We start from the raw sequence: 14,775 nt of genomic DNA, 5'->3' as shown, positions 1-14,775 counted from the left end.
AAAGGGGGAATTCTCTATGAAACTGCAAACGACCTATTTAGGAACCGTTTATCAGTTTTCTTCCTTAAAGGAATTATTTGCAAAAGCGAATGAAGAGAAATCCGGTGATCGCTTGGCAGGCCTGGCTGCGGAGACGGTTCAGGAGCGGATCGCAGCGAAACAAGTACTTAGCTATTTGACATTGGGTGAAATTCGCGAAAATCCGATGCTTCCAGCAGAAAAGGATGAAGTATCACGAATTATAGAAAGCCAGTTGAACGAACCGGTTTATCAATCGATTAAAAACTGGTCCGTTGCTGAACTACGAGAATATATTTTAAGCGACACGACTACCGGTGAAGATTTAAAACGATTAAGCCGCGGGTTAAATAGTGAAATGATTGCTGCCGTGGCCAAACTTATGTCAAATCTTGACCTCGTACACGCTGCAAATAAAATTGAAATTTTAACCAAATGTAATATAACGATTGGGTATAAAGGGACGCTTGCATCCCGCCTGCAGCCCAATCATCCAACCGACAATGTGGAAGGCATGATTGCTTCCCTAAAGGAAGGGTTGTCATATGGGATGGGGGATGCAGTTATTGGAATTAATCCCGTCGATGATTCCGTTGAAAGTGTGAAACGATTGCTGCATGCCACTCATGATTTTATTCAAGAATGGGAAATTCCGACACAAAACTGTGTCCTTGCACACGTCACTGCGCAAATGAAGGCAATTGAGCAGGGGGCACCTGCCGATATGATATTCCAAAGCATTGCTGGAACTGAAGCAGCAAACCGATCATTTGGGATTACAGCTTCTTTATTAGAGGAAGCCAATGATATGGCAAGAACATTAGGAACCGGAACAGGTCCGCAGCGGCTATACTTTGAAACCGGCCAAGGTTCGGAATTGTCGGCAGAAGCTCATTTTGGAATCGATCAAATGACACTGGAGTCTAGAAATTACGGTTTTGCCCGCTATTACGATCCATATATCGTTAACACAGTGGTCGGCTTTATTGGACCAGAGTATTTGTATAACAATAAGCAGGTCATCCGTGCTGGATTGGAAGACCATTTTATGGGAAAAATGCACGGAATTCCGATGGGGGTAGACATTTGCTATACCAACCATATTAAGGCAGATCAAAATGACATTGAAGATTTAGGGGTGCTTTTAACCGCTGCCGGTGTTAATTTCATTATCGCAACACCGATGGGTGATGATTGTATGTTAAATTATCAATCCATGAGCTACCATGATGTGGCGACATTAAGACAAACGATGAACAAGCGTCCATCCCCAATCTTTGCTGAATGGCTGGAAAAAATGGGCATCCTTGAAAACGGCAAGTTAAGTAAAATTGCCGGAGATCCGACCATTTTTTCTAAAGGGAGGAATTAACTAAATATGAATCCTGAGCTTATAGAGAAAGTCACAAAACTCATTGTGGAAAAATTACAGATCCAAAATGGGTCGGAGCATAATGCTGAGATGTTAAGTAAAACACCTCGGCCTGAGGTGAAATTTTGGGATCATACTTCAGGCTCACCGTTACCTAGTAACGGTCATCAAGCGGTTATGGAACCTAGCAAGTCGGCGAAAGCAACTAAAGATAACGACCTGATCCCGTTTGGCAGCTATTCTGAAACAAAGGTGTCAGGCAGCTTTGTTGAATCACAAAGGAAAGACGTGATTCACCCAACCTCCGGAATTGAGAATCCCTTTAATCCTGAGGAATTACAAGAGCTAATGAGTAAAACGCCGGCCCGAATTGGAATTGGCCGGGCTGGACTTAGGCCAAAAACGGATTCATGGTTAAAATTCCGCTTTGACCATGCTGCAGCTGTGGATGCCGTGTATGGGGATGTTAATGAAGAACTATTAAAACGACTGGATCTTTTTAAGGTTAGCACAAGGGTAAGCGACAAAGAAGTATATATCCGCCGTCCTGATTATGGACGAAAGCTTTCTGATGAAGCGAAGCAACTAATCAGCGAAAAATGCCGGAAAGCTCCAACCGTTCAAATCATCGTTTCGGATGGTTTAAGTTCAAGTGCGGTGGAAGAAAATGTCGAGGACGTTTACCTTTCCCTCCAGCAATCACTAAAAAGCCTAGACCTTGAAACCGGTACACCTTTCTATATCGAAAAGGGCCGGGTAGCCGTTATGGATGATGTTGGTGAATTGCTGCAGCCAAAGGTAGTGGTTCTGCTGATTGGCGAGCGCCCAGGACTTGTCAGCGCAGAAAGCCTGAGTGCCTATTTATGCTATATGCCTAGAGCAGGAACAATTGAAGCAGATCGAATGGTCATTTCCAATATCCATAAAGGCGGCATTCCTCCTGTTGAGGCAGGCGCCTATATCGGAACGATTATACAAAAAATATTAAAATATGAAGCTAGCGGAGTGTCGCTTGTTCAAAAGGAAAGCTAGGGGGGAAAGAATTTGGCTTTAGAACGTATTTATGCTGATATCTTAGCTGTTCGAATTATTCCAAATGTTGACCCTGATTTAGCTAAGCAATTTAATTTGGAAGACCATCATCGCAGCCTAGCCATTTTTACATCAACCGTTGATGACATTGGCTATACGGCACTTGATGAGGCAACCAAACGAGCTGATGTTGACGTTGTCTATGCCCGTTCATTTTATGCCGGCTCCGGGCATGCCTCTGGTCCATTGTCAGGAGAGATGATTGGCATCCTTGCTGGCCCGTCGCCTGATGAAGTCCAAAGCGGGATTGATGCAGTGCGGCAAACAGCGGAAACCTCCGCCTATTTTGAAGCGTTAAATCCTGAAAAAACACATGCCCTTTATGCCCATGTTGTTTCAAGCACCGGCTCCTATTTGTCTAAGGAAGCGGGAATTAGACAAGGCGAGGCGCTGGCGTATTTGATTGCGCCGCCATTAGAAGCGGTTTATGGCTTAGATGCAGCCTTAAAGGCAGCTGATGTCAAGCTGGTTAAGTTTTTCGGACCACCATCCGAAACCAACTTCGGCGGCGGATTATTAAACGGGTCGCAATCTGCATGCCAGGCAGCGGCGGATGCCTTTCGCGATGCGATTATCGATATCGCCGAAAAACCAATCAAGTATTAATTTTAAGGGAGTGTGTAATAGTGCAATTTGATCACGATCTCCAATCGATACAAGAAATGCGTGATGCTGTGAAGCGTGCGAAAGAGGCGCAATTAAAATACTTGTCTTTTTCACAGGAACGGGTAGATGAGATTGTAAAGAGAGTGGCCGAGGCTGCTTATGCTAAATCGCTTGAGCTTGCTCAGATGGCAGTAGAAGAAACCGGAATGGGTGTCGTGGAGCATAAGAAAATGAAAAACGAAGTTGGTTCCATGGTAGTCTACGAATCCATTAAGGATGAAAAGACAGTAGGTATCATTCGTGAAGACCGAGTCAATAAAGTAACGGAGGTTGCTTATCCATACGGGCTTGTTGCCGGCATCATCCCAACTACCAACCCAACTTCAACAGCAATTTTTAAAACATTGATTTCTTTAAAAACTAGAAATGCCATTGTTGTCAGTCCGCATCCCCGTGCGGTCAAGTGTACAGTGGAAGCATTAAAAATCTGCCAGGAGGCAGCTGTTAAAGCGGGTGCGCCTGATGGGTTGATTGGCTGGATTTCCAAGCCATCGATGGCAGCCACTAATGAATTGATGAAACATAGGGATGTAAATGTCATTTTAGCAACAGGCGGGGGTGCATTAGTTAGAGCTGCCTATAGCTCTGGGAAACCTGCTTATGGTGTAGGGCCGGGAAATGTTCCTTGCTATATTGAAAAAACGGCTAATGTTTCTAAATCAGTTTCAATGATTGTGGATAGTAAATCGTTTGATAACGGGACGATTTGTGCAACAGAGCAAGCTCTAGTTGTTGACCGCAATATCAAGGAAATGGTCATCCGTGAGTTTAAAAATAATGGCGCATATTTCCTAAATGCAGATGAGAAAGCGTTATTGGAAAAGGTTATTACCCTATCACCTGGGCATTTAAATCCGGCAATTGTTGGACAATCAGCGGTTAAAATCGCCGCAATGGCTGGAGTCGCTGTTCCTCAAGACACTCGTGTTTTAATTGCGGAAGAGACAAGGGTAGGCAAGGATGTTCCGTTTTCTATTGAAAAATTATCACCCGTCTTTCCGCTTTATACAGCAGAAAGCTATGAGGAAGCTAAAGAGGTTTGTTTGAAACTATTAAATCTTGGAGGAAGAGGACATAGCTTATCCCTTCATACAAATGATGATGCAGTTGCAAACGGATTTGCCCTCGAAATGCCTGTGTCAAGGTTGATGGTCAATACGCTTTCATCTATCGGTGCTGTAGGGGCAACAACCGGCCTAACTCCTTCCTTAACACTGGGCTGTGGTTCCTTTGGCGGCAATATTACCGGTGATAACGTGACAGCACGTCATTTAATCAATATTAAGAGAATGGCCTATGGTATCAAAGATGTTTCCGTTCCAAAGCCATCCATACCTTCAATGACGAATAAAAAGGCAGAACAAGAAACACTCAATGTAGAAGATATCGTCGATCAGGTTTTGAACCAAGCAGGTTCAAATGCTGAAGTTGACCCAAAAGTAATCGCTGAAATGGTTAATCAAGTTATTCAAAAAATATCAAACTAACATTCTAGGAGGAAATAAAAATGAGTAGAGAATTAACAGCATTAGGAATGATTGAAACAAAAGGTTTAGTAGCATCTGTTGAGGCAGCTGACGCAATGGTAAAGGCAGCAAATGTACATTTAATTGGTAAGGTACATGTTGGTGGCGGGATTGTTACTGTATTAGTACGCGGTGATGTTGGTGCTGTAAAGGCAGCAACCGATGCAGGTGCAGCTGCAGCTCAGCGTGTTGGAGAACTGAAATCTGTCCATGTAATCCCACGCCCGCACAACGAACTAGAAAGCATTTTACCAAAATTAGAAATTCAAGAATAATAGAAGAAAAGTGTAAGCGCCTTGGCGCTTACGCTGGGCATTTCTCAAAGTCATAAACATATAAATCTTTATATAATTTATATAAGTGAGGAGCATGAAACATGGATCAACAAGCCATTGAAGCAATAGTGGCAGAGGTAGTATCCCGTTTAAACGGTGCTGCGAAGAATGATTCGATCCCTATCGCTGTTTCTGCTCGGCATTGTCATTTAAGTCAAAGCGACCTTGAAGCCCTTTTCGGTGAGGGGTACGAATTAACGAAAAAGGCGGATTTATCACAGCCTGGTCAATTCGCTGCAAATGAAACGATTACCATTGTGGGACCAAGAGGGAGCATTGAAAAAGTGCGCATTCTTGGTCCTGCACGTAATATGACTCAGGTCGAAGTGAGCCAGACAGATTCTATTAAATTAGGAAGCAAGCCGCCGCTCCGAGAATCTGGTGATATTAAAGGTTCAGCCCCCATCACATTAGTTGGACCCAATGGGAGCCTTTATAAAAAAGAAGGATTAATTATTGCTCAGGCTCATATTCATATGAACCCCGATGATGCGGCCCGTTTTGACGTAAAGAATGGGGAATATGTCAAAGTAGAGGTCGGCGGAATCCGTCCTGCCACATTAGGGAAGGTATTAATTCGTGTATCTCCAAGATATAAGCTTGAAATGCATGTCGATACAGATGAGGCCAATGCCGGCTTTATAACAGGAAAAACAAAAGGAAAACTCATTAAAGACGAGGCAGCACTATGATGGATCGAAATATAATAGAGCAAATTGTTCTTGAAGTGATGAAGCAATTAGCCTTAAAGGATCAAATTCCTTCTATTAATATACAAAAGCCGAAACTGCTTATTGTCGGCGATACATCATTTGTGGAACCTAGCTATTTATCAAGGCTGGAAACAAAATGGGATTCCATTAAGGACAATGAATCTGAAAAGATAAAGTTAGATCAAATCAACCAAGTGGTCTTTTTACATGCGACACAGGATTTGCTGGCGAAGGGTGCGCTTGGAATTTTTGACACGAAAGAGAGTAAACTTCTTTCAAAGTGTTTATTAGAATCTGTACCTGTGTCGATCATCCCGACAGTTTATCTACAGGAACACCTTTTTAACGAAAATCCAAAAAATAAGCCATATGTATCACAACTGCAGGAATATAAGCAACGGTTATTAACATTTGGCGCGAAAGTCGAAACAATCGAAAGCTTTATCGCTAAATCAGGAAACGCTGCTGAGGCCATTACAGCAAAAACTTCCATAACAAAAAAGAAAAAGCTATTAACACAAAGAGATGTTCAGGATTGTCGTGACATTGAACTTGTGGTTGATGACCAAACCATCATTACTCCTCTTGCACGTGATACAGCACGTGAAATGGGGAAGATCATTAAGGTAATTGAAACAAAAGGGGCGAAAAGATAAATGCAAATGGGCACTGTAATTGGAAATGTCTGGGCTACAAGGAAAGAGGATGAATTAACGGGATTGAAATTTTTAATTGTTCAGCCGGAAATGCCCGATCGAACTTCTGCCGGCACGCCATTTATTGCCGTTGACAGGATTGGCGCTGGTTTTGGCGATCAGGTCCTCGTTACCCGAGGGAGCGCAGCAAGTAATATGTCCAATGATAAACAACTGCCCATTGATGCCCTCATTATAGGAATTATTGATTCGGTTGATGTTGAGACGAAGAGAGGTGAATAATCATGGGTAGAGCATTAGGAATGATCGAAACAAGAGGTCTCATTGGTTCCATTGTAGCAGGTGATGCGATGTTAAAATCTGCGGATGTAACCTTAGTAAAGCAGGAAAAAGTGGATGCTGCACTTGTAACGATTCTTGTACAAGGCGATGTCAGTGCTGTTCAGGCTGCGGTTGATGCTGGAAAAGAAGCAGCAGCAAGAGTTGGGGAGCTTATTTCTGCTCATGTCATCCCACATCCGGATGAATCTATTAGGGATGTATTATTAAAAAAAAACACTAAAGTGAGTGAACCTAGTAAGAAAACAGAAAATATCCTTGAAGTAAAGGGCTCAACGAAAAAGAAGTCAGAGTCTTCGCAAACAGCAAAAAATAAACCGGCAGTTAAACCAGAGGAAGGAAACTAATCTCCTATTTTGATTTAGCTATGAATGGAGGAGAAAGATGACTTTTAAGCGCAGAAAAATTGTCGTTATAGGAGCCGGTTTTACCGGAGCAACTGCCGCTCTGATGCTGGCTCAAAAAGAACTTGGCGATGTAGTGATTGTTGACATCCCGTCGCAAACCAATCCGACAAAGGGGAAAGCCTTAGATATGCTCCAGGCTAGTCCCGTTCAAGGCTTTAATGCCAATATTACCGGTACCTCCAATTATGAAGATATCCAGGATGCTGACGTAGTGTTAATCACTGCCGGGCTGCCAAGGAAGCCAGGAATGAGCCGTGATGACTTAGTTGCAACCAATGAGAAAATCATGATTGAGGTTTCTAAGAATATCAAAAAATATGCTCCAAACAGCTATATTATCGTATTAAGCAACCCAGTGGATGCGATGACATATGTTTGCTATAAGACAACCGGGTTTCCTAAAAACCGTGTGATTGGCCAATCAGGTGTATTGGATACAGCACGATTTAATACATTTGTAGCCCAGGAATTAAATGTTTCAATCGAAGACATTTCCGGTTTTGTATTAGGCGGCCATGGTGACGATATGGTTCCGTTGGTACGCTATTCCTATGCAGGAGGGATCCCGCTTGAAAAAATCCTTCCGCAAGAAAGAATAGATGCCATTGTAGAAAGAACCCGAAAAGGCGGCGGAGAAATTGTAAACCTGCTAGGACAAGGAAGCGCCTATTATGCTCCGGCAGCATCTATGGTCCAAATGGCTGAAGCTATTTTAAAAGATAAGAAACGAATTTTACCTTCGATTGCTTATCTTGAAGGCGAATACGGCTATTATGACCTTTATTTAGGTGTGCCTACAATCTTAGGCGGTAACGGTATTGAAAGCATCATCGAAATTCCATTAACCCCTGAAGAAAAGGCTGCACTGGACAAATCGGTTCAATCCGTCCAAAATGTCATGACTATATTAACAACTGCAAATTAATATGTTACTAGAATCCCAGGCACCTTCCAAACATTGGAAGGTGCTTTTGTTATATTAAGCTAGTGTAAATCTATTGTTAATATTTGAAGGATTGATTTACATGCATGAGAATATGATATAACATGAAATTAATATTTGTTTGGTATTGTTTTATATTTGTTATTCTTATTTTTTATAACCAAACAAATACAAACAAACATTCAATGATATTAGGAGGAAACACATTATGAAAAAAGGCTCATTTTTGAAAATGGCCGCAGTAGGGGTTCTATCAGTTTCATTGTTTGCAGGTTGTTCCAATACTTCTAAAACAGAATCAAAAAAGGTAGATACTAGCAACCTCTCCCTTGAAGAAATCACTAAAAAGGCGAAGGAAGAAGGAAATCTTAATTCAGTCGGAATGCCTGACCATTGGGCAAACTGGAAACAAACGTGGGATGATTTAAAGACAAAATACAATATTGAACATACTGACACGGATATGTCTAGTGCGGAAGAATTGGCAAAGTTTGAATCTGAAAAAGAAAATGCGTCTGCTGATATTGGGGATGTTGGAATTAATTTCGGGCCACTTGCAAAAGAAAAAGGGTTAACCCTCCCATATAAAACTTCCTACTGGGATGATGTGCCTAAATGGGCAAAAGACGATGAGGGTCATTGGATGGTAGGCTATACAGGAACAATTGCTTTTATTACAGATAAAACGAAAGTAAAGAACCCGCCAAAATCATGGAAAGAGCTAGAAGATGGTGACTTTAAGGTTACAGTTGGGGATGTTTTAAAGGCGAGCCAAGCCCAATTTTCCGTATTGGCGGCTGCTTTTGCCGAAGGTGGAGATGAGGCGAATATCGAGCCAGGAATTGACTTCTTTGAAAAATTAGCAAAGGAGGGGCGCCTAGTGACAACTGATCCAAAAGTAACAACATTAGAAAAAGGGGAAGAAGATGTTGCCCTAATATGGGACTTTAATGGACTGGGATATCGCGACAAAATCGATGCAAGCCGTTTTGATGTCACCATCCCAGCAGAAGTATCCGTTGTATCTGGATATGCATCAGTCATTAATAAATATGCAAAAAATCCTCATGCTGCGATGCTGGCAAGAGAATATATTTTTTCGGATGAAGGACAGGCAAACTTAGCTCGCGGTTATGCAAGACCTATTCGTGAAAATGTTAAACTTCCAGAAGACGCAAAAGCAAAGCTTCTGCCAGACGAATTGTACAAAAATGTTAGACCGGTTAAAGATATGAAAGCATGGGAACAAACGATTCCAAAAATGCTGGAACTATGGGAAAGCAAGGTGTTAATCAATGTCAAATAAGCTGATTTTTATCATGTTAGATGGTCTGCGATATGATACGGCTGTTAGCCAAATGGGGTATTTGCATCATTTAGTGGAAAAGGGGAAAGCCTCACGCTTTAAAGTAAAGTCGGAATTGCCAAGTCTATCTCGGCCGTTATATGAAGTATTATTAACAGGAACGCCAGTGTATAAAAACGGAATTACTACGAATAAAACAGTCCGATTATCTTATGAAGAGAGTTTATTTCATTTAACAAAGCAGCATGGATTAAAAAATGCCGCTGCAGCTTATTATTGGGTAAGCGAGCTATATAATTCGGCGCCATTTAATCCAAGTACAGACAGGATCCAACTTGACGGGCAAAAACCAATTGAGAGAGGTATCTTTTATTGGGAGGACCATTACCCAGACAACCATTTATTTGCGGATGCCAATTTCCTATTAAATACATATGTACCGGATTTCCTTTATGTTCACTCGATGAATATTGATGATGATGGGCATAAATTCACAGCTGATTCTATGGAATATCGAAACCGTGTCATTGGAGTAGATATGATTTTAGCCAGTGTTCTTCCGAGCTGGATGGAAGCAGGTTATCAAATTATAGTAACAGCTGACCATGGCATGAATGATGATGGAAACCACGGCGGGACAACCGCCGATGATCGAGATGTCCCGCTATTTATTATTAGTGACCGGATCAAACCGGGGATATACGAAGAGGAAATCGCACAACTGCAAATCGCGCCTTTAGCATGCGAATTATTAAATATTCAACAGTCTCAACCCATGCAGCAGCTCTCCATTCCTGTTATAAAAGGGGCGCCTTCTATTTAAGAAGGCGTTTGTGTTTAAAAATGGTTAAAAATATCATGTTGTAACAGGATATTTTCGCCTTAGTAATTCAAAAGGGGTTGTTCATATTGAAGCGTATGAATGGAATGCTTCTCATCAGCATTATTCCGTTTATCATTTTTGTTCTATTATTTTTATTTGTCCCGCTGTTTTTCATGCTTTATAGCAGTTTCCAAGAGAATGGCGGTACGGGGTTTACTTTCAGCCAATATATGGAGGTATTTCGAAATACCTACTACCACCAGGCGTTTAAAAATAGTATGCTTATTAGCTTTTTCTCAAGTTTAATAGCTATAACCCTTGCAGTTTTCGCTGCTTACTCAATTACTCTATTTTCAAAAAAAGTACAGGACAGGATCCTCGTATTTGCAAACCTTACTGCAAATTTCGCTGGAATTCCTCTAGCGTTTGCTTTTATTGTAATCTTAGGAAACAGCGGTTTGTTTACATTATTATTCAAACACTTTGGCTGGGATTTATTAAATTCATTTAATTTATACTCCTGGTCAGGATTAGTACTTATTTATGTTTATTTTCAGCTGCCGCTGGCGGTAATGCTAATTTATCCTGTATATCAAGGGATTCAAGCACAATGGAAGGAGGCAGCAGCCCTTCTAGGAGCGTCACCATCACAGTTTTGGCTGAAAATTGGAGTTCCGATCATTATGCCTAGCATTGCTGGTACGTTTAGTATTCTTTTTGCCAATGCAATGGGAGCTTATGCTTCAGCATTTGCTTTGACAGGAAGTGCATATAACCTTGTTACTATTCGAATCGGTGCCATTACAACCGGAGACATTTTTGCTAGACCTGAGTTAGGAAGTGCGATTGCAACTCTGCTAGGTTTAACAATGGTACTTGCCTTACTTATAAATGAATGGTTGACCCGCAGGATTCGGAGGGATTTATCATGAAAAAATCATTCTATCATTATATAACAATTGGAATTGTAGTTTTGTACTTATTGATTCCATTATTAGGTACCTTCCTTTATTCCTTTGCTACTTCCTGGCATAAAACCATTTTACCGGAAGGCTTAACATTCAAATGGTATATTGAATTATTTGGCGATATAAGGTTCCTGGAGTCTTTAGGCCGATCACTGATTTTATCACTAGGTGCGACTATTTTAACACTGATTATTATGGTTCCCGCCATATTTTCCATTATCTTATATGCACCAAAGCTGGAGAAAATAGTTCAATCTCTCGTCGTCATGACTTATGCCATGCCGGGAATTATCCTTGCTGTTGGCTTAATTAGAGCTTATTCGACAAGTGGGGTTTCAATGGTGTTAATTACAATCGGTGCTTATTTTGTTGGCATCCTCCCTTATATGTATCAAGGAACGCGTAACTCTTTAAGAAATATAAATGCGGAGACATTGATGGAAGCAGCGGAAATATTGGGAGCGAGCCGCTATACAGCCTTCATAAAAGTGATTGTCCCAAATATTATGTCAGGAATTCTCGTTTCCTCTTTACTTTCTTTTTCTATTTTATTTGGAGAATTCGTCCTCATCAATTTATTAGTTGGCGGACACTTCGAAACCGTTCAAATTTACTTATATCAAAAGTTAAGCCAGAGTGGTCATATCGCAAGTGCGATTGTTGTGTGCTACTTTATCCTTATTAGTATTCTTTCGGCCGTTATGATAAAAATGACCCGCCAAAAAAAGGAGACCATATAAATGAGTTTTTTAACAATAGAGAAAATCAAAAAGTCCTTTAACAATGAAACCGTCTTGCACCATTTGAATCTTTCGATTAAGGAAGGGGAATTTGTTACATTGTTGGGACCGAGCGGTTGTGGGAAAAGTACACTGTTACGGACTATTGCGGGTCTAATCCATCCGGATGAGGGTACAATTCATATTGATGGAAAAAACGTTACGGAGGTAAAGCCTAAAGACCGCCAAGTGGGCATGGTATTTCAATCGTATGCGCTTTTTCCAAACATGACCGTTCAAGAGAATATTGAATTTGGCTTGAAAATGAAAAAGCTCGACAAGGAGAGCATTAAACAAAACGTAGCCCGGGTAATCGAACTAGTTGAATTGACAGGGAAAGAAAGGTCTTATCCGCGTGAGCTGTCAGGCGGTCAGCAGCAGCGTGTTGCATTAGCCCGTTCACTGGTAACACAACCTAAAGTTTTATTGCTTGACGAACCTCTTAGTGCTCTAGATGCTCAAATTCGTAAAAATTTGCAAAAGCAGCTTCGCAGCATTCAGCAGGAACTGAATATGACAACCATTCTGGTGACACATGATCAGGAAGAGGCAATGGCGGTTAGTGACTATATTTATATTATGAATAAGGGACATATTGCTCAAAGTGGGTCGCCGCATGAAATTTATACTCGTCCCGCTAGCGAATTTGTAGCTCGATTTATTGGAAACTATAATGTTTTGAGTAGAAAGGAAATATCAAATTTATTTAATGACGATAATGGTTATACGAGGGATATATATGCAATTAGACCTGAAGCCTTCAGTGAAGCACCTGTTAAAGATGGTTACGAAATAACAGGGAAAATTCAAAAAATGACCATGCTTGGTAATATAACTCGATATGAATTAGAGGTAAATAACGTTTGTTTTATTGCAGATCATTTGCACAAAATAGAGGAAGATTCCCAAAAACGCGAGACAATAACTTTATATCTTAACCGTAAGGACGTGATTTCACTAACATGAATGTTCTGTTAAATGAGCGACAGCTCTTCATCTTAGAACAATTGGAAAAAGAAAAGAAGGTTTTAGTAGCTTCTCTAGCACAAGAATTAGGAGTTGCTCCGGAAACGATTCGCCGTGATTTAGATACATTAGAAAAGGAAAAAAAACTAAAAAGAGTCCATGGCGGTGCCGTTAGATATCTCCAAACCAATAACGAGCCGCATTTTATCAAAAAAATGAATGTGCAAGCGGAAGCAAAAGAAGCGATTGGAAGGAAAGCTGCAGAGTTTATTCAAGACGGGGATACCGTTATGATTGATGTCGGGACGACAACAATTCATATTGCCAAGGCTATAACTGGTGTCAAGGATTTGACAATTGTAACAAATTCGCTCGCTGTTGCAGAAGAATTAAATAACCGGTTAGAAAGTCAGGAGTTTGATGGGAGAATTATTGTCCTTGGCGGCACCACCAATCCGGCACAAAAATCAATCGTAGGAGCTTTAACCTGCAAAATGCTCGAATCATTTCGGTTTGATAAACTATTCCTCTCCTGTGGTGGGATAACCACAAACAATGTCAGTGATTACGACTTTGAAGAATGTATGGTTTCAACCGTCATGATTGAAAGAGCCAATCAAGTATTTGTACTGGCGGACTCCTCGAAAATTGACCATGAGTCTTTTTATAGGATTTGCTCCTTATCTGCGGTGGATTATATTATTTGTGATGGGGAAATGCCATTATCTTGGAAACAAAAGGAGTTAGATACAATGATACAATGGATTTCGCCAGGAGGGGAGGAGCATCATGAAGGTTGATTATCATTTACATTTAGAAGAGGGTCCGTATTCATTCCGATGGCTAGATAGAACGAATAAGGCATTAGATTATTTTACCCCCCTGACTGAAAAAGCTCATTCGATTGAATGGATGCATAAAAGTATGTCCCGGCTTAGTGACCGTGTACAAAAGGGTTCCTATGATGCGTCTTGGATTGACCTTTATTTAATAGAGGCTAAACGAAAGGGACTGCGTGAAGTGGGAATTGTCGATCATCTTTATCGCTTTAAAGAAACCCAAGCCTATTTTGAAAAATATATCGACACAAGCAATACTGATCTTGGGAATAAACAGCGAAAATGGCTAAGCCAAGTAATGACAGAATCAATGAGCGATTTTGTTTCTGCAATATCAGAAGCCAAACAACGCTGGGAAAAAGAAGGAATCATTCTTAAACTGGGAATTGAAGCAGATTATTTTCCAGGCGGGGAGGAAGAATTAAGTAAGCTGCTTGGACAATTTGAATGGGATTATGCAATTGGTTCCGTCCATTTTATTCATGGATGGGGGTTCGATAACCCGGATACACAAGAGTTATTTAACGAATATAATTTAGAAGGTTTATATGAGGATTTTTTTAATGTTGTTGAAAAAGCTATTCGCAGTAAGTTGTTTAACTTTGTAGCACACTTGGATAATTTGAAGGTATTCAATTACCGTCCAGATGAAAGTCTTCTTCTCCCATATTACGAAAAGATTGCCAAAGCTTTAATTGAAACCGATACAGCAACGGAAATAAATGCCGGTTTATATTATCGCTATCCAGTTCAAGAAATGTGCCCAAGTCCTAGATTTCTAGATGTATTAGTAGATAACGGAGTGGCCTTAACCACCTCCTCTGACTCTCATTTTCCAGATGACATCGGAGCATACATTGATTTAAATACTACAACATTACTAAATAAAGGGGTTACCAGTATAGCAACCTTTGAAAAACGAAAACGAATTATGAAACCATTAGGTTAGTTTATTTGGTGTCAGGCATCAAAATGTATTAATAGACTCTCTGGATGAAAGACAAAAAAGATTGTCAATAAAGGGAGG

17 protein-coding genes are annotated in these 14,775 nt (G+C 40.7%); all 17 read left to right on the top strand.

Annotated elements, in window-relative coordinates:
* Positions 1-16: 16 nt before the first annotated feature.
* The 17 genes from IE222_RS14150 to IE222_RS14070 all read left to right on the top strand — a co-directional run bounded on the left by IE222_RS14150 (position 17) and on the right by IE222_RS14070 (position 14,697).
* On the top strand, positions 17-1,390 hold the full coding sequence (locus tag IE222_RS14150; protein ID WP_191273887.1) for an ethanolamine ammonia-lyase subunit EutB: 1,374 nt from the start codon (positions 17-19) through the stop codon (positions 1,388-1,390).
* Positions 1,391-1,396: 6 nt separating this feature from the next.
* Positions 1,397-2,422 (top strand): ethanolamine ammonia-lyase subunit EutC, encoded by a 1,026-nt coding sequence (gene eutC / locus IE222_RS14145; protein WP_191273886.1) that lies wholly within the window; start codon positions 1,397-1,399, stop codon positions 2,420-2,422.
* A 12-nt stretch (positions 2,423-2,434) separates the two neighbouring features.
* Entirely contained in the window at positions 2,435-3,088 is a 654-nt protein-coding gene (eutL, locus tag IE222_RS14140) for an ethanolamine utilization microcompartment protein EutL (RefSeq protein WP_191273885.1), read from the top strand.
* 56 nt (positions 3,089-3,144) lie between these two features.
* The gene (locus IE222_RS14135; protein WP_370465051.1) at positions 3,145-4,635 is read left to right on the top strand and encodes an aldehyde dehydrogenase family protein; all 1,491 of its coding nucleotides are present in this window, start codon (positions 3,145-3,147) and stop codon (positions 4,633-4,635) included.
* A gap of 20 nt (positions 4,636-4,655) precedes the next feature.
* Positions 4,656-4,949, top strand: a complete 294-nt coding sequence (locus IE222_RS14130) for a BMC domain-containing protein (RefSeq protein WP_066383679.1) — start codon at positions 4,656-4,658, stop codon at positions 4,947-4,949.
* Between the two features lie 101 nt (positions 4,950-5,050).
* Positions 5,051-5,701 carry a phosphate propanoyltransferase gene (gene pduL / locus IE222_RS14125; RefSeq protein WP_191273883.1) on the top strand — a complete coding sequence of 217 codons (651 nt, stop codon included), beginning with the start codon at positions 5,051-5,053 and terminating at the stop codon, positions 5,699-5,701.
* Positions 5,698-6,378, top strand: a complete 681-nt coding sequence (locus IE222_RS14120) for a hypothetical protein (RefSeq protein WP_191273882.1) — start codon at positions 5,698-5,700, stop codon at positions 6,376-6,378. The genes pduL and IE222_RS14120 overlap by 4 nt, the downstream gene beginning before the upstream one ends.
* On the top strand, positions 6,379-6,660 hold the full coding sequence (locus IE222_RS14115; RefSeq protein ID WP_127487619.1) for a EutN/CcmL family microcompartment protein: 282 nt from the start codon (positions 6,379-6,381) through the stop codon (positions 6,658-6,660).
* 2 nt (positions 6,661-6,662) lie between these two features.
* Complete coding sequence (locus tag IE222_RS14110; protein ID WP_191273881.1) at positions 6,663-7,064, top strand: BMC domain-containing protein; 402 nt, start codon at positions 6,663-6,665, stop codon at positions 7,062-7,064.
* Between the two features lie 37 nt (positions 7,065-7,101).
* On the top strand, positions 7,102-8,049 hold the full coding sequence (gene mdh, locus IE222_RS14105) for a malate dehydrogenase (protein ID WP_191273880.1): 948 nt from the start codon (positions 7,102-7,104) through the stop codon (positions 8,047-8,049).
* A 226-nt stretch (positions 8,050-8,275) separates the two neighbouring features.
* Positions 8,276-9,373: an ABC transporter substrate-binding protein gene (locus tag IE222_RS14100; protein ID WP_191273879.1), complete on the top strand. Its 1,098-nt coding sequence runs from the start codon at positions 8,276-8,278 to the stop codon at positions 9,371-9,373.
* Entirely contained in the window at positions 9,363-10,196 is an 834-nt protein-coding gene (locus IE222_RS14095; protein WP_191273878.1) for an alkaline phosphatase family protein, read from the top strand. The genes IE222_RS14100 and IE222_RS14095 overlap by 11 nt, the downstream gene beginning before the upstream one ends.
* Before the next feature lie 86 nt (positions 10,197-10,282).
* A complete protein-coding gene (locus IE222_RS14090; RefSeq protein WP_370465050.1) occupies positions 10,283-11,128 on the top strand; it encodes an ABC transporter permease in 846 nt (281 codons plus the stop codon).
* On the top strand, positions 11,125-11,904 hold the full coding sequence (locus IE222_RS14085; RefSeq protein ID WP_191273877.1) for an ABC transporter permease: 780 nt from the start codon (positions 11,125-11,127) through the stop codon (positions 11,902-11,904). Before IE222_RS14090 ends, IE222_RS14085 begins: the two co-directional genes overlap by 4 nt.
* Complete coding sequence (locus tag IE222_RS14080; RefSeq protein ID WP_191273876.1) at positions 11,905-12,909, top strand: ABC transporter ATP-binding protein; 1,005 nt, start codon at positions 11,905-11,907, stop codon at positions 12,907-12,909.
* A complete protein-coding gene (locus IE222_RS14075; RefSeq protein WP_191273874.1) occupies positions 12,906-13,709 on the top strand; it encodes a DeoR/GlpR family DNA-binding transcription regulator in 804 nt (267 codons plus the stop codon). The genes IE222_RS14080 and IE222_RS14075 overlap by 4 nt, the downstream gene beginning before the upstream one ends.
* Complete coding sequence (locus IE222_RS14070; protein WP_191273872.1) at positions 13,699-14,697, top strand: histidinol phosphate phosphatase domain-containing protein; 999 nt, start codon at positions 13,699-13,701, stop codon at positions 14,695-14,697. Before IE222_RS14075 ends, IE222_RS14070 begins: the two co-directional genes overlap by 11 nt.
* Positions 14,698-14,775 lie beyond the last annotated feature (78 nt).

It is taken from the genome of Neobacillus kokaensis (assembly GCF_014656545.1).
Taxonomy (GTDB): Bacteria; Bacillota; Bacilli; order Bacillales; family Cytobacillaceae; genus Neobacillus; species Neobacillus kokaensis.
The sequence above is the reverse complement of the archived record's forward strand: the minus strand, read 5'-3'. Positions and strand labels throughout refer to the sequence as shown.